Raw genomic sequence first — 15,451 nt, 5'->3', positions numbered from 1 at the left:
GTACTGAATTTGTATTTTTCCTCAACTTTTTACATCCAGGTAGGCCTGTACCTTTTCCCTGCAGTCCTTAATCACTTCTTCAAGCGGCTTTTTGGCATCGATTTTTTTAATACGTACCGGATATTTCTCCGCAAGTGTCATATACGCTTCATGTACCCTCGTATGAAAACGGGCAGCTTCATTATCCAGGCGGTTCCATTCTCTTTCTTCGGCACGCTGGATTCTTGCTATCCCTTCCTCCGGATCTACATCAAGCAGCAGCGTGAGATCGGGCATGCGGCCTTCAATCGCAAATTCATTTACGGCTGCCACTTCATCTATACCAAGACCCCTGGCTGCCCCCTGATAGGCTAGGCTGCTGTCCACAAAACGGTCGCAGAGCACAACAGCTCCTTCGGCAAGAGCCGGGAAAACCCGTTCCACCAAATGCTGGCGTCTTGCAGCAGCGTATAAAAGGGCTTCTGTGCGTGCATCCATCTCTGCATATTCCGGCTCGAGCACCAGGCTCCGGATTTTTTCTGCAATCGGGATGCCCCCCGGCTCCCTCGTTTTTAACACCTTGAAGCCCTCTTCCTGCAGCCACTTTTCGAGAGCTGTAATCACTGTGGACTTTCCGGACCCTTCTCCTCCTTCTAACGTAATGAACCTTCCTTTACTGGTGTCATGCATATGGCTCTATCCTTTCTTCCTGTGTTTCACTTTTACGAAAAAGCGGTCATCTTCTTTCCTTCCGCCCTGCAGGCGTCCCCCATTCTGCAGAAGGTCACGGGCATAGCGAATTCTTTCGACATCCACATATTCTCCTTCAAGCCAGAGAGGAATCCCCGGGGGATAGGGCACCAGCGGCGCTGCTGCATTTCTTCCTTCTGCACTTTCAAGCAGGATCCATTCTTCGCCGCCAGGCTCTTCCTCCCAGGCCCCTTCGGAGAGCCGGGGAAATAATTCAGACATGGAGAAGGAAGGGGCCCTTTTAACGTCCCGGAGCTCAAGCCCTGCCCATACTCTCCTGACTGCCTTTAAGGGGATGTCGATACGTCCGTTGGTCAGGGGCAGCGCCCAGAGTACATAGCTGCTGCCGGCAAGCTCTGAATAGATGTCTTCCTGTTCGAGGGCCTCCTGCACCTCCCATCCTGTATATCCTTCTGGCACCGGTACCAACCATTTTAACGGATCGGCGGCTACATGCTCCGGCGGCTGTATCAGTCTGCTGCCGATGACTGCTTCAAGCTCCTGCTTTTGAACAGAAAGCTGTTCGGCGCACCATCCCTTATGCTGTATTGTATGTACATAATGACGGGCCGCATCGAGCGAAGCGAGCAGCAGATATGAAGGGCTGCTCGACTGCAGCATCCGCAAATAATAGGAGAGGCGTTCACGGGAAACCCGGGAGCCGGACGCATGCAGATATGCACTCATCGTGAGAGCCGGCAGCATTTTATGCGCGGACTGGACGACCACGTCTGCCCCCTGGGCGAGAGCCTCTTTTGGAAGCTGTGGACTTGCGGCAAAGTGGGCTCCATGGGCTTCATCCACAAGCAGTACCCCATTATGTCCGTGCACGAACTCTGCAAGGGAGGAAATATCGCTGCTCCACCCTTCATACGACGGAGAGGTGATGATTACCCCTTTTAATGACGGATAACGGGCCCACGCATCTGCCAGTATTTCCCGGGAAATGCCGATTGAAAGCTGCGTCGTTTCGTCTATTTCAGGCCGTGCAAACACGGCTCGGGCTCCGGCGAGCTTTACCGCATTCATCACTGACTTGTGAGCGTCACGCTGCACAAGCACCTGATCTCCCGGAGAAAAGGCGGCCATCACCATCGCAAGGTTTCCCGCTGTAGAGCCGTTAATTAAGAACCACGTTTTCGCGGCCCCAAACACCTCTGCCGCTAAATGTTCGGCTTCCGCAATCCCTTCTTCAGGCTCATGAAGATCGTCGAGGCCGGCGATTTCTGTCAGGTCGTAAGGAAGTATTTTTTCCCATTCCGTTAGCGACGCCGGAAAAACGGTGCCGTTTTTATGACCGGGCACGTGAAGGGATACCGGCCGGCCGGTTATATGCTGCTGCACCATGCGGACAATAGGCTGATCCTGCTGGGAACCCATGTCATTCACGCCCCCTTTTCAACTGTCTTATTTATCTTAACATGAAAAATTTGGCTGTTCTTTCTCTTTTTTCACTCGTGCTATACTATTGAATGATTGAGATATTAAAGGAGAGATGCCTGATGAAAAGCATTGCTGTATTTTGCGGCTCCCGCCTTGGAAGCGATCCCATATATAAAGATTCAGCAGCAGCTCTTGGCAAAGAGATAGCCTCCTCTGGTCGCACACTGGTCTACGGCGGATCCAATGTAGGAACGATGGGCCGCCTCGCAGATGCTGCGCTAGAAGCCGGCGGCGAAGTTATAGGCGTTATACCGGATAAACTCGTGGAACGGGAGATTGCCCATCCTTCCCTGAGTAAGCTTTATAAAGTATCTACGATGCATGAACGAAAAGCCAAAATGGCCGAACTGGCCGATGGATTCATAGCGCTGCCAGGCGGCCCCGGGACCCTTGAAGAGTTTTTTGAAATGTTTACATGGGCCCAGATCAGTGTGCACCAAAAACCGTGCGCACTTTTAAACGTTCACCATTATTATGACCACCTGCTTCAATTTTTCAATCATATGGAGCAGGAGCAGTTTCTCCCTGCCGACCACCGCGATAAAATTATTGTTTCCGACTCTCCGAAAGAGCTTCTTCAGCAGCTCAGCGAACATCCGGAGCTCGAAAAGAAGTCATACGAGTAACAGGCATAAAGTTGTGCCTGTGCTCTTTTTTATTCATTATTACTTCAGCCGGATAAACGCTTTGCGGAGCTTCTTATTTTTCGTTATGATGATAATAATAATTAAACAAACTATGCGGAGGAACCTATGCGAAAAAAAGTGTTTATACATATTGGTTTTCATAAGACAGCGACTACGTTTTTACAGCAGAATGTATATCCCAAGCTAAAACAGGAAATCAAATACATACGGAAAAAACGAATTAATCAGGAGCTGTACGACTTACGGCTGAAACGGCTGAGCGATGAAAACATTCATACCATCCGTACGAATATCGAAGCTTTCATGGAGACGGATAAGCCGGTGCTTATCTCTTATGAAGGCCTTTCCGGCAGCCCGTTTTCCCAAAAGAAATCCAAAAACAATCTAAGGGTACTTGAGGACCTCCGCCGCACATTTCCAGCAGATACATATGACACCCATATTATTGTCGGGGTGCGGGATCAGATTGACCTGCTGACCTCCCTCTACGTTCAATATCTCCATCAGGGCGGATACAAGAGCGCCAAAGCTTTGTTTAAGGACTGGGAGGACCACGGTATTCTGGACCATTACCACTATTACCGCTACCTTCAAAAAATAGAAGAGCTTTTCGGGCCGGATAACTATTACCTGCTGCAGTACGAAAACTTTCGCAATGATGAATACGGCCAGATTCTGCAGCTGCTTCAGTATATGGGCATCGACCGTGTGCCAAAATACAACCGCTCAAAGCTGAACCGCAGCTACGGAGTCATGCAGGCGGTAATCGCCCGTAAGTTGAACTATTTTGTTAAAACCCCGCTGAATCCAAACGGTAAACTGCCCGTCGTCGATATCCCAAAGATCGGCACTGTATCTCCGCGGCGCCTGCTTCAGAATAACAAAAGCTTTGCCCTTCATTATAAAAGGTATTCGCTTCCTGTGAATCTTCAAAAGGTACTGCAGCTGAAATATCAGAAGGATAATGAAAAGCTTGCCGAAGCCTACCATATTAAAGATTATTCCAAAAGCTAACCGAAGAGCCGCGGCTCTTCGGTTATTTTTCAATCAACGCCAGCGTATAGCGGCTCGTGCTCCCCGGTTCATAAAGATTCACCGTATCTGTGGAATACTGCAGAATCTCAGCCTGAAAGGGGTCCGATTCTCCCACCTGCACATTAAAGTCATTTTCGTACAATAATACCGTCACATCATGATACTCCTCATGCGTAACCTGAAACGTAAATTCGACGATCCACTTTCCTTCTTCCGTCTGCTCGTTTCTTAGTATTGTCTCTTCCTGAAACGCCCGGCTGTTAATATAAATCATTCTTTTTCCCCCTTTTGCTCTCCGCTTTATTCTGCCCTATAAAACCTTTTGTTACAATAATTATGATCAGCCCCCTCCCCCGGCAGTTTAAGCTTGTCCTCCTGGTGGTACGGTAAGGAAAGGCTTTGTATAAGTACGTATCGCCAAGCTGTAAAGAGAGGGGTATAACATATGAATACCATCAAATCCTATGCCAAAGAACTCATGGGCGAATTTAAAAAGGACGATGTCCCGTTACTTGCTGCCGCCCAATCCTACTATTACCTGCTTTCCATTTTTCCAATGATGATTTTAATACTTACCATTCTTCCCTTTCTGAATATTGATTCCCAGGCTGTTGTCACGCTTGTGCAGAACACCGCCCCTAGCGGCATGACTTCAGTGCTCGAGGAAAATATTCTAAGCATCGTTGAAACACCGCGGGGCGGGCTATTCACTATCGGCCTGATCGGTGCGTTATGGTCGGCTTCCAATGGGATCAACGCCTTCATTAACGCCTCCAACACTGCATACGACATCGAAGAAACGCGCTCCTTTATTAAAGTCCGGGGCATTTCCATTGCGCTGACGCTCGGCATGATTATTGCACTTGCTGCCGCTCTTATTCTTCCCATATTCGGAAACCTTATCATTGATTTTATCAACTCTGTCGTCAGCCTCCCGCCGCAGACCGAGCTGCTGTTTCAAATTCTCCGGTGGGTCGTCGCCCTCACCATAATGTCTGCTGTTCTTCTCGTGCTTTATCGTTTTGCACCGAATAAAACACTAAAGTGGAAGGAAATTCTGCCCGGCGCTGTCACAGCCGCGGTGCTTTGGCAGCTGATATCTCTCGCTTTTTCCTTTTATGTCAGCAACTTCGGCAACTATTCTGCCACCTACGGAAGCCTTGGCGGTATTATTATTCTGATGCTTTGGTTTTTCCTGACCGGCATGATTTTAATGATCGGTGCTGAACTGAACGTTATTTATCACCGCCGACGCGGAAAGTCCTCCACTACCCCCGCCTCCACGGAAGAAACGTAAGCCGGTCTGCCTCAGGGCCATCCGTTTTTTCTGCAAAAGCTCATCACTTCATATTCGGGTCAAAATAACAATAAAAGGAAGGTTCCCTATCGCAGGAACCTTCCTTGTTTTGCATGGATCAGCTGATACCTGAGGACCGGCTGCTGATACTTTCCTGTAAAAACTGCATCCCAACCCACGTTTTACGTCCACGCTGCTGGATCCACTGGGTGCGGGCGTAGTTATCCGGAAAGTGTTCCTCTCTCCCGGAAATATAGACAATATCTCCCGGTTGAATACTTTTAACGTTTTTTACCTGTACCCGGCAGCCGCTCATGCTGTAATCCTTGACTACCGCTTCATAAATAACGTTATTCACTTTTACAGTTGCAGACATATTCACCTGTTCCCGGACAGCCATTCGTTTTGCCTGAGCCGGCTGTTTTTCCGTCCCCCTGAAAAAATTCAGAAAGGCCCTTCCGAGTGAAGAACGTTCGTAAATACGTTTCGTATAAATATCTGTCATTTCCAAAAACATAATCTGAATTAAACTGCGGTACTGTTCGAGAGTCACATTTTGAAATTTACCTCCGACAGCAGCCACTGCCTCTGCCTGACCGCCGACCCACAGCTTATGCACGCGAATCCCGTTAATCGGACCGGCGCTGAGGGTGAAGTTTTCTTCCTGTGAAAGCCAGGACTTTGCTTCCGGGTGTGCTACTTCAAAACGTACCCCGGTTTCACTCAGGTCCAGCACCTTGCACGGAAGCGTTCTCCCCCCGGCTGACACAGTGCCCTCGAGATCCACCTTGTGCCGTTCGGCTCCGCGAAAACGCGGGCGCTCCACTGAAACCATCAATGCCAGTACAAGAGCTACAGCATTGTAGAGGATCCAGAAAATATTAATGTACAGTACGTCTTCGTTTTGAAAAATCGTCAGAGAGGTAGTGAAATGAAGCACTACTCTAGCCAGCGCAATAAAGGTGAGTGCAAGCAGTGCCAGATACGGAATACTGACTCTCCACAGAAACTGGCGGCGAGCGTTTTGGATGCCCTTGGCTGTAACATTAAACTTGATGTTTTTCCGCAAAAACGCTTCCGTAATTACCGACACTGCCATGTACGGAGCCATTGCTACTTCATAAACATGGCTCCAGAGCACCGTTCTTTTTTGGTCAGACATTAACCGGAAGGCCAGCTGCGACGAAACAAAGGCCGGCAGCCAGTAAAGCACAAGCGTTTCAAAGTCTGCGTTCAGGCTGTAAATGGAAAAAATTAAAAACAACAGCGGCGCCAGCAGGAAAATCATTTTATACACACCGAAGAACCAGTAGTTGATACCGTCCATATACAGCAGCCGCTGCATTAAGGAGAGGCCTTTGATTTTCATCGGATTCCATTTTCGCATAACTTGAATATTGCCGCGGCACCAGCGATCTCTCTGCTTTAAAAGATCGGCATATGTTTCCGGCGAAAGTCCGACAGCTAACGTTTCGTTCACAAATACTGTCTTTTGATCCCCGGTTTGAAGCAGCATTCCAGTCGCCATATCTTCAGTAATCACCCCAGTGGCAAACCCACCGATATCCTCGAGCGACTTTCTGCGGAACAGGGCATTGCTGCCTACGTACATGGTAGCGTTAAAGCGGTCTTTTCCTTCTTCCAGCCGGCGCATGAAAAAATCCTGCTCGTTGGTAATATTGTCTTCAAAAAACAGATTGTACTGAAAAGGATCCGCATTATAAAACACTTGCGGCGCCTGGACAAACGACACTTTTTCGTCCGTGAACTGCCCGAGGGTGCGCTCGAGGAGCTCAGCTTTTGGCACCATATCAGCATCCATCGTAACGACGACTTCCCCGTCGGTTTTCGTTAACGCGTCATTCAAATTACCCGCTTTGGCGTGCTCGTTGCCGGGACGGGAAATGTAGCCTACACCTAAGCTTTCTGCAAGGCGGCGCACAGACTCTCTTTTGCCATCATCGCAGACGTATACTTTCAACAAGTCTTCAGGATAGCTCATCATCGTGCATGCAATCATGGTCCGCTTTAGAAGGTCTTCGGGTTCATTATATGTGGCGATAAACACATCGACTGTGGGCAGGCTCTCCAGCTCTGAGAGCGGAATATGTTTTCGTTTAAACGGTCTCCAGGATAAAATCGTAAACATGATTGCCTGAAAATAGCCCATTACTTCTGTAGCCAGTAAGAGAATTCCGGCGATAAAGCTTATAATGCCAATGGTAGGAATCGTTTCGGCCGCTCTCCAAAAAAGATAAACGGCATTGACGATAAGAAAAAGAGAGAGCATTATATGCCGGGACCAGGTCCATTTTTTTGCTGAAAAATAAAGCAGCATTAGTACAATTATCTCTGCTGCCAGGATGTACCAGAATGTGTCGTTCATGTCCTGCCCCCCTGTTACAGTATAGGATTAAAAATAAATGTTCGTTTCATATAGCTATATGCAGGCTTCTCCTCCCAGCTGCTGTCAAACAGCAGCGGCTCTCCGTTTTCTGATTCCTGCTCGGTGACCCAGCTTTCTGCATCACCGACGCCCCAAACGGTAAGGCCGCTGCAGGAGGACTCCTCCATACAGACACTCGTCACATCTGCATAAATATCTGCCTGGGTCTTTAGACGTTCCTGTCGGGAAGCATCCAGATTCTGCAGCTTTACATCCATTTCAGTTACAGCTGTCTCAAAACCAGCCTCCCCCCAGCGCTTAAGATTTTCCTGCATTTTTTCTCTGGAAAACCTTGGATCGGCAGCATCAATGTGAGTCTGCATGCCAATACCGTCAATCGGGACGCCCTCGTTTTTCCAGCTGCTTAAGGCTGCAAACATAGCATCTGTTTTTTCATTTTTCATTTCGTTGCCGTAGTCATTGTAGTAAAGCTTTGCTTCCGGAGCCGCTTCCCGTGCCCATTCGAAGGCCAGAGGAATATACTCCGGCCCAATATACTCAAACCATATTGTTTCTCTGTAGCTTCCGTCATCGTTCCAAGCTTCATTAACGACGTCCCATTCCTGTACACGCCCGCTGTAGTGCTCTGCCATTGTCTGCACATGATCCTTCAGTACTGCTTTAGCGCTTTGCTCATCTACTACCTCTTCATGCACCCACCCGGGCAGTGCTTCTCCCCATACAAGCGGGTGACCGCGGACCTTCATATTATTTTGTTCCGCAGTCTGTACAATTTCATCTGCTTTTTGAAAGCTGTAATTTCCCGGTTCAGGCTGCACAGCCTCCATCTTCATTTCATTTTCTACAGTAAGGCTGCTGAATTCCTCAACAAGCAGATCTTTATATTGTTCATTGTCCAAAAGCGGATCCCAGCGCACCGAAGTACCTATATAATGCCCGGAAGCCTCCGCGTTTGTACCAAGTGAAGCGTTTGCTTTCATTACAAACCATCCTCCTGCCCCTGCCATAAGTAAGATCAGAAGCCCGGCTGTTACAAAAATGATCTTCTTCAAAACAGCATTTTCTCCTTTTGTGCATCGCCATTATAAAGACTGATTTTTTAACTTTTTTTTCCAATTAACTATGTATTTATACTTAATGATACCATTATTTTGGTGCGCTAAGAAGCTTTAACCCACACTTTTCCATTTGTCATTCCAGCCGGTTTCTATGGCTGTAAATGAAAAAGGAAACAAATTATGCTTAACCAGGAAGCTTTTATGTATAAAAACTCTTTGTTTTTAAAGATTTTTGCGTAAAAAACCTGTATTCCTGCCTGATTTATGCTTATAGTGTAACTAGTAAAATCAAGACTCAAAACCGCAGCTGTGATAAGGAGGACCATGTATGCTCGCTTTTGAACGAAGAGAAAAAATTCTATCCACTCTCTACAGTGATAAAAAAGTATTCGTCGCTCCCCTGGCTTCAACGTTTAACGTCACTGAGGAAACGATTCGCCGTGACCTTGAAAAGCTTGAACGTGAAGGGGTTGTTACCCGTAATTACGGCGGAGCCATGCTCAATGAACGAACGAGCGAAGACCTTCCCTACCAGACGAGAAATACGATCAATTTAGAAGAAAAAAGAATCATTGCCCAGCTTTTGCCACCGCTCATCAAGGACGGCTCTTCCATTATGGCTGACACGAGCTCCACGGTGTATGAAGCATTGCAGGTGCTTCAGCAGTCCAAGGATCATCTCACCATTATTACAAACAGCGTCTCTATTCTTCAGGACTTTGCATTTTCATCCTTTGACGTGTTTTCTACCGGGGGAAGCCTTCGGAAAAACTCGCGATCTCTCGTGGGACCCTCAGCCATCCGTTCAGTACAGCAGTACAACGTAGATGCAGCTGTCGTCAGCTGTAAGGGCATTTCCATGACGCAGGGCATTATGGATACAAATGAGCCGGAAGCTGATTTAAAGCAGTACATGCAGCATCAGGCCCGCCGGGTTATTCTGCTTGTCGACCATACAAAGTTCGGGGCTGTTTCCCTGGTCAAAACATTTCCTTTTGAACAGGTGGACTGCCTGCTGACCAACAAAAAACCAGCAGAGGAGTGGCTCGATTTTTTCGAACAGCACGGGATCGATGTTATTTTTCCTTCATAATAAAGCTCTGTCTCTCTGCGGCTGCAGGGAAGACAGAGCTTTTATTCACGGGCTCGTAAGGTGCCGGACAACGTCTTCGGCCATTTGATGGGTTTCCCAGGCCTGTTCATACATGTATTCCGGAATAATGTCCTGTTCCACAAAGGCCAGAAAGGTTGTAATAATAGTTTCAAACCCGCGTTTTTTCAGCGTGGATTCCCAGTCGTTTTCCCCCTGGTGCCACACGTCTTTATCTTTATGCACGCTTACATCCCGGACATTGCTTACCGTTAAGGTCTGCTCCTGGTTCATCACGTCTACACGTTCCAGGGAGGTTCCGGCTTCGCGGTTCATAATACCAAGCGCTGTCACATTGGGTGACTCAAGCTGCAGCGTCACATGGTGCAAAAGATCATATTCCCCTTTACCACTCACCGTCATGTTTTCAATTGTTTCCGGGAACAAATACAAAATTGTGTCAATCACATGGATAAAGTCATCAAACACAAACGTGCGGGCGTCCGCTGCCTGGTGGCCCCGGTGCTTTTGAACAATAATCATATTCGTATCCTCTGCTTCCATCAGCTTTTGATAGGAAGGGGCATGCCGGCGGTTAAAGCCGGTCATCAGCAGCAGCCGCTTCTCCTTGGCTTTAGTAAGCAGCCGCTGGGCAGATTCGGCGTGGTACGTAATCGGCTTGTCCACATACACGTGAATGCCCATGTCGAGCAGCGCATCTATAATAGGCTCATGCGCTACGGTGGCGGTATGAACAAATGCTGCTTTCATACCACAGCTCAGCCACTCATCCATCTGCTGATACGTATGGGGTATCGTATACGTATCAGCAATTTCTTTTAACGTATCCGGATTTCTTGTGTACACGTGCAGTTCTACATCCTTTAAATTACTTAAAATGGGGAGATACGCTTTTTTAGCAATGTCCCCGATGCCAATCATTCCTATTTTCATGGTGTCCCCTCCCGGGCCTGAGTTCATCAAGATAACGGTTACAAAACCCACACAGTGGTTTTGAATACCTTCTTCCCTCAGAATACCATAAATTGTTTCTTCACCGTTTTTTCACCAGGTTATTTATAGTAATTTTCTTTCTGTTCTGCTATTTTCTGTACTTCATCACGAATTTGCTGATACGCAAGGCGGCCGCCAAGACAGAGCAGATCGTCTTCTTTACTGTAGGGCGTGCGTCTGGTCAAATGATTAATCTGTTCATCCAGATAAGCGGAGAGCACAGCGAGTTCTTCCTTTTTCACCACTCTTCACTCCCTTTTTGTACGGAAAGGATCCGGTCAAAGGAAATATTATAATAATTGCCCTGCTCGTCCCTCCAGTGAATAAGCCGATTCATGTGATCAATATACGTACATGTCCCTGTTGTATCTACATCATGTTCTTCGTTTTTCCAGCGCAGCTTCAATTCATGCTTTTCTGCCCAGGCTTTACGCAGAAGCCGTTCCTTCTGTTTCCAGTCCTCCGTTTCTTTTTCCCATTCCGCCGCTATCATGCGGGCCATTGTTTTTTGTTCTTCATTCATCAGCATCACGTCCCCTTCAAAGAGAAGTATATTACTTCCATTATACAAGAACGTACGTTCGAGAAAAGGATATTTTTTACTGATTTTTTGTCTTCACAGAAAAAAACGCTCTCTGTAAGCATTTCTGTAGGCAGAAAAAAATTTTTTCTTCATACTGTACATAGCGTATTTTAAAGGAGGACAAACATGCAGGTAGATATTTGGTTTGATGTAATGTGCCCGTTTTGCTATTTAGGAAAACGTCGCTTTGAGACCGCTTTGGAAAACATGACGTTCAAGCACCAGGTGCAGGTGATTTATCACAGCTTTCAGCTGAATCCGGAAATGCCAAAAAATCCGGCATCGGACATTCATACCTTTCTCTCTGAACAAAAAGGTATGGACCGGGAGCAGGTGCTAACGTTTCACCGGCAGCTCACCGAGCAGGCACGGGATATCGGTTTGGAATACAACATGGACGAAGCAGTGCCGGCTAATTCCTTTGACGCCCACCGGCTTCTGCAGTTCGCCACAGAACGCGGCAAAAACAACCGCATGACTGAGCGCCTCTTGCGCGCATATTTTACCGAATCCAAAAACATTGCAGATATCGACACCCTCGCCGCACTCGCGGGAGATGTCGGCCTCGTGGAGGAAGAAACGAAGGAGCTGCTTGAGCTGGATGCCTACACCCCGAGTGTGCAAAAGGATTTACAGGAAGCTTCCTATATAGGAATTGATGGCGTGCCTTTTTATGTGTTCGATGAAACGTACACCCTCTCCGGCGCTCAGCCGGCAGAAACATTTGAACAGGCGCTCCAGCAAGTGTGGGATGAAAAGCAGAAGGCATAACAGGAGGAGCTCTTCCTTTACGGGAAGGGCTTTTCATATAAAAATGGGAAGAAAGTAAAGCTTCATACACTTTTTCGCAGGGAAAACTATACCCATCCATGAAAAACAGGAGGCCTGCACCATGCTTGCTATTAAAGTGAATCGTGCGTTCCATAAATTAAATAAACATGCCGCCCCCGCTGCCGAAGCTGCGCTGAAAAGAAACGAATCAATTGTGGTGCATTTAACCAGCACCCAGGAGCGGAAACTACAGGACTCTCTGTATTTTCTTGAAGAGGAAGAATTGATTTACTGTACCGAATTAGAAGAAAAAACCAACACAGACCCCAGAACAAACACCACGCTCGAGCTCATCCCCCTTCCAAGGCTGTTCAGCGTTTTAAATGCATAAAAAAAAGCCTCCCCGGGGGTACGGGGAGGCGCATAGAGGGGTTCCCTGTCCAGTGAGATGAACCTGGGGGATCAACACCTCCTATGTTAAGCCCTTAATGTAATGCTTGTGTGAAGAACCTGTTAATGTTTTGTTATTTTCTTTCGGCAGGCTGCCTTCTTCCCATAAGCACCGCAGCACAAAAAATCATAATACCAATTCCAATCGCCCCGGCAAGCCAAAGGGCATTTAACAGCGCAAGCAGGGTAAACATAAAGGTGAGCAGCATATATAAAGCAGCGGTGCGCGGCTGCCAATAAGCTGACACCTCAAACAGCCTTCCCTGGAAACGGAGAACCAAATACATAATCGCGTGCAGAAGAAAGCCAATAATAAACCAGCCCTGGAAATTTGAAAACGGAATACCATAATACCAGCCGCCTTCATTCCATATCCAGTACTCCTGCACCAGATAATTTACAGGGTCGAGCACAAAATCAATTCCAGTGACTAAAAGCGCCCCCAAAAGCACATAAAAAACGAACGCTCCCCACCCACGCAGACGTGGAAGCATGCCCAGAATATACAGCATTAACGCGTGTGAGCCCGAAACGATAGCCACCCATGCTGCTCCAATCGTCAGCGGTACCCCGAGAATCATCGCCCCAAAATCAGAGGCGTATTCATAGCTCCCGAAAAAGAGATTCAGCTGCACACCGATCCCTTCAAGAAACATCGAAAGCAGAAAAATAACAGCAGTCAGCCCGCCTCCGGTTTTCCCCCCGTACGACCGGACCAGAAAAAAAGCTCCAATTACTCCGGTTAAATACAGGAAAACAGCGTTTGCCCATTCCAGCCATACCGGGAGCAGATCGAACGTCAGCAGCACGAGACCGCATATGTACCAAAAAATAAAAAAACGAAATAATCCTATGTCGAACGATAAATTTCTCATGGGCCCTCCTGAAGTGACAGACTATTAATGGATGCCCCTTTCTATTTCCCGGGTAATACTTGTTTTAATTGTGTTTTGTAAAAAAAACAGAAAATCCCGAAGGATTTTCTGCCTGCAGACAATCTTTCCTCTATATTTTAAAGTAGCTGACTTCCTGCTGAAGCTCCTCTGCCATGGAAGCGAGCGTTTCGGCCGCAGAGGAGATTAGGAGAGGAAAACATTTTATTGATATTCAAGCTGTACACTGTTCAGCGAAGCAAAAACGCCGTTTTTATGAATTAACTCTTCGTACGTTCCCTGCTCAGCAATACGGCCGCCGGTCACCACCACAATATTATCGGCGTGCCGGATGGTCGCAAGCCGGTGGGCAATGACAATCGTCGTCCGGTTCTCCGCCAGCTGGGTCAGCGACTGCTGAATCAAAGCCTCGGTCTCCGTGTCGAGCGCTGAAGTTGCTTCATCCAAAATTAAAATCGGCGGATTTTTCAGGAAAGCCCGGGCAATTGCAATCCGCTGCTTCTGGCCTCCGGACAGCTTTAGCCCGCGCTGGCCGATTTCTGTTTCATACCCATCCGGAAGCTCCTCCACGAAGCCGTCCAGATTCGCCAGCCGGGCGGCTTCTTCAATCTCTTCTTCTTCGGCTGTCAAGCGTCCGTACGCAATGTTTTCCTTCAGCGTGCCATTAAACAGGAATACATCCTGCTGCACCATGCCGATCTGGGAACGGAGGGATTCCTTTGTCATATTTCGTATGTCTATCCCATTAATGGTCACAGCGCCGGCATCCACATCGTAAAACCGCGGAATCAGCGAGCTGATTGTTGTCTTGCCGGCCCCGGAGGAGCCGACAAAGGCAACTGTTTTCCCCGCTTCTACCGTCACGTTCATATCCCGGAGCACCGGCTGGCTTTCATGGTACCCAAAGGTGACATCCTCTAGCTTAATATCGCCTGTAAGCACTGGCGCTTCCACTGCATCAGGACGGTCGACAATATCCTTTTCTGCATCGGTCATCTGCACGAACCGTTTAAAGCCGGCCATGCCCTTCGGGTACAGCTCTAAAATGGCGCTGATTTTTTCAATCGGCTTGAACAGCACGTTCACGTACAAAATAAAGCCGACGAACTCCCCGTTTGTAATCGCGCCCGTGTAAACGAGCCATGCCCCGTAAACGAGCACTGCCAGAATCATGAGACGGGTTGTTAAGAAAATAGTCGCCGTAGTGTGGCCCATCGTGCGGTAGCCCGACAGCTTAGCGTGGCGGTAGCGGTTGTTGTTTTTGGCAAACCGGTCGATTTCAAAGGCTTCATTTGTAAAGGACTGCACTACCCGGGCCCCGGAGACGCTGTCCTCCACCCGGGCGTTCACGTCTCCAATTTCTGCGTACATTTTTGTCCATGCTTTGTTCATCTGAATGTTCGTGTAGGTAATAAGCACGATCAAAAACGGCACAAAAACAAGCGCAACGAGGGCAAGCTGCGGGTTAATTGAAAACATGATCGTAAAAGCACCCGCAAACGTCATAATGGCAATAAATAAATCCTCCGGCCCGTGGTGGGCAAGCTCCCCTATATCAAACAGATCATTCGTGATACGGCTGATAATGTGACCGGTTTTCGTATTATCAAAAAAGCGGTACGACTGGCCCTGCACGCTCTTAAACAGCTCCCGCCGCATGTCTGTTTCAATGTTAATGCCAAGCTTATGCCCCAGATAATTCACGATATACTGCAGGTAGGCACTGAATAGATAGATAATGAGCAGGCCGGCTGAGACCCACACGACCAGGTTCCAGTCCTCCTGAGGCAGCAGGGAATCAATAAACCACTGGACCACAAGCGGAAAGACCAGATCCAGGGCTGCAACAGCGATTGCGCTGAAAAAATCAATGAAAAACAGCTGTTTATGAGGAAGGTAATAGGAATAAAAACGTTTAAGCATCAGGTTCTCCTCTTCTAATTAAATTCACGTATAAATACCTTCTTTATTGTATAGGAATGCTGATGAAATTCAATTATTTTCTGCCTGCTTATTTCCATATAATGCAAATAA

Annotated in this window: 16 protein-coding genes; 6 read left to right on the top strand and 10 right to left on the bottom strand. The window is 47.7% G+C overall.

The genetic code is table 11. The features are described from left to right. Positions 1 to 21: 21 nt before the first annotated feature. Both tmk and Q0757_RS10170 read right to left on the bottom strand, forming a co-directional pair. Entirely contained in the window at positions 22 to 669 is a 648-nt protein-coding gene (gene tmk / locus Q0757_RS10175; protein ID WP_298786900.1) for a dTMP kinase, read from the bottom strand. A gap of 6 nt (positions 670 to 675) precedes the next feature. Next, positions 676 to 2,109, bottom strand: a complete 1,434-nt coding sequence (locus Q0757_RS10170; RefSeq protein WP_298786898.1) for an aminotransferase class I/II-fold pyridoxal phosphate-dependent enzyme — start codon at positions 2,107 to 2,109, stop codon at positions 676 to 678. Positions 2,110 to 2,231: 122 nt separating this feature from the next. Here Q0757_RS10170 and Q0757_RS10165 point away from each other — a divergent pair, with 122 nt between their 5' ends. Next, positions 2,232 to 2,798 (top strand): TIGR00730 family Rossman fold protein, encoded by a 567-nt coding sequence (locus tag Q0757_RS10165; RefSeq protein ID WP_298786896.1) that lies wholly within the window; start codon positions 2,232 to 2,234, stop codon positions 2,796 to 2,798. A gap of 126 nt (positions 2,799 to 2,924) precedes the next feature. Then, positions 2,925 to 3,833, top strand: coding sequence for a sulfotransferase (locus tag Q0757_RS10160; protein WP_298786894.1), 909 nt, complete (start codon positions 2,925 to 2,927; stop codon positions 3,831 to 3,833). Positions 3,834 to 3,855: 22 nt separating this feature from the next. On the opposite strand, the gene Q0757_RS10155 is transcribed toward Q0757_RS10160, so the two are convergent. Further along, positions 3,856 to 4,128 (bottom strand): DUF3219 family protein, encoded by a 273-nt coding sequence (locus tag Q0757_RS10155; RefSeq protein WP_298786892.1) that lies wholly within the window; start codon positions 4,126 to 4,128, stop codon positions 3,856 to 3,858. Between the two features lie 171 nt (positions 4,129 to 4,299). On the opposite strand from Q0757_RS10155, the gene Q0757_RS10150 reads away from it, so the two are divergent. Continuing rightward, positions 4,300 to 5,151, top strand: coding sequence for a YihY/virulence factor BrkB family protein (locus Q0757_RS10150; protein WP_298786890.1), 852 nt, complete (start codon positions 4,300 to 4,302; stop codon positions 5,149 to 5,151). 118 nt (positions 5,152 to 5,269) lie between these two features. Here Q0757_RS10150 and Q0757_RS10145 read toward each other — a convergent pair whose 3' ends face one another. Both Q0757_RS10145 and Q0757_RS10140 read right to left on the bottom strand, forming a co-directional pair. Further along, complete coding sequence (locus Q0757_RS10145) at positions 5,270 to 7,537, bottom strand: glycosyltransferase (RefSeq protein ID WP_298786888.1); 2,268 nt, start codon at positions 7,535 to 7,537, stop codon at positions 5,270 to 5,272. A gap of 14 nt (positions 7,538 to 7,551) precedes the next feature. Beyond that, positions 7,552 to 8,610, bottom strand: a complete 1,059-nt coding sequence (locus tag Q0757_RS10140; RefSeq protein ID WP_298786887.1) for an endo-1,4-beta-xylanase — start codon at positions 8,608 to 8,610, stop codon at positions 7,552 to 7,554. A 334-nt stretch (positions 8,611 to 8,944) separates the two neighbouring features. On the opposite strand from Q0757_RS10140, the gene Q0757_RS10135 reads away from it, so the two are divergent. Then, entirely contained in the window at positions 8,945 to 9,709 is a 765-nt protein-coding gene (locus tag Q0757_RS10135; RefSeq protein ID WP_298786885.1) for a DeoR/GlpR family DNA-binding transcription regulator, read from the top strand. A 45-nt stretch (positions 9,710 to 9,754) separates the two neighbouring features. On the opposite strand, the gene Q0757_RS10130 is transcribed toward Q0757_RS10135, so the two are convergent. From Q0757_RS10130 to Q0757_RS10120, 3 genes are all read right to left on the bottom strand, one after another. Further along, positions 9,755 to 10,660, bottom strand: coding sequence for a Gfo/Idh/MocA family protein (locus Q0757_RS10130; RefSeq protein ID WP_298786883.1), 906 nt, complete (start codon positions 10,658 to 10,660; stop codon positions 9,755 to 9,757). Between the two features lie 119 nt (positions 10,661 to 10,779). Then, complete coding sequence (locus Q0757_RS10125) at positions 10,780 to 10,962, bottom strand: hypothetical protein (RefSeq protein ID WP_298786881.1); 183 nt, start codon at positions 10,960 to 10,962, stop codon at positions 10,780 to 10,782. Then, positions 10,959 to 11,243, bottom strand: coding sequence for a YolD-like family protein (locus tag Q0757_RS10120; RefSeq protein WP_298786879.1), 285 nt, complete (start codon positions 11,241 to 11,243; stop codon positions 10,959 to 10,961). The genes Q0757_RS10125 and Q0757_RS10120 overlap by 4 nt, the downstream gene beginning before the upstream one ends. 186 nt (positions 11,244 to 11,429) lie before the next feature. On the opposite strand from Q0757_RS10120, the gene Q0757_RS10115 reads away from it, so the two are divergent. Both Q0757_RS10115 and Q0757_RS10110 read left to right on the top strand, forming a co-directional pair. Next, positions 11,430 to 12,074: a DsbA family protein gene (locus tag Q0757_RS10115; protein ID WP_298786877.1), complete on the top strand. Its 645-nt coding sequence runs from the start codon at positions 11,430 to 11,432 to the stop codon at positions 12,072 to 12,074. A gap of 121 nt (positions 12,075 to 12,195) precedes the next feature. Continuing rightward, on the top strand, positions 12,196 to 12,465 hold the full coding sequence (locus tag Q0757_RS10110) for a hypothetical protein (RefSeq protein WP_298786875.1): 270 nt from the start codon (positions 12,196 to 12,198) through the stop codon (positions 12,463 to 12,465). Between the two features lie 133 nt (positions 12,466 to 12,598). Here the strand turns inward: Q0757_RS10110 and Q0757_RS10105 are convergent, their stop codons facing one another. Next, entirely contained in the window at positions 12,599 to 13,399 is an 801-nt protein-coding gene (locus Q0757_RS10105; RefSeq protein WP_298786873.1) for a carotenoid biosynthesis protein, read from the bottom strand. A gap of 222 nt (positions 13,400 to 13,621) precedes the next feature. Then, positions 13,622 to 15,340, bottom strand: coding sequence for an ABC transporter ATP-binding protein (locus Q0757_RS10100; protein WP_298786871.1), 1,719 nt, complete (start codon positions 15,338 to 15,340; stop codon positions 13,622 to 13,624). Positions 15,341 to 15,451 lie beyond the last annotated feature (111 nt).

Origin of the sequence: uncultured Marinococcus sp. (assembly GCF_947493875.1) — a bacterium.
In the GTDB taxonomy this organism is placed as follows: Bacteria; Bacillota; Bacilli; order Bacillales; family Marinococcaceae; genus Marinococcus.
The sequence above is the reverse complement of the archived record's forward strand: the minus strand, read 5'-3'. Positions and strand labels throughout refer to the sequence as shown.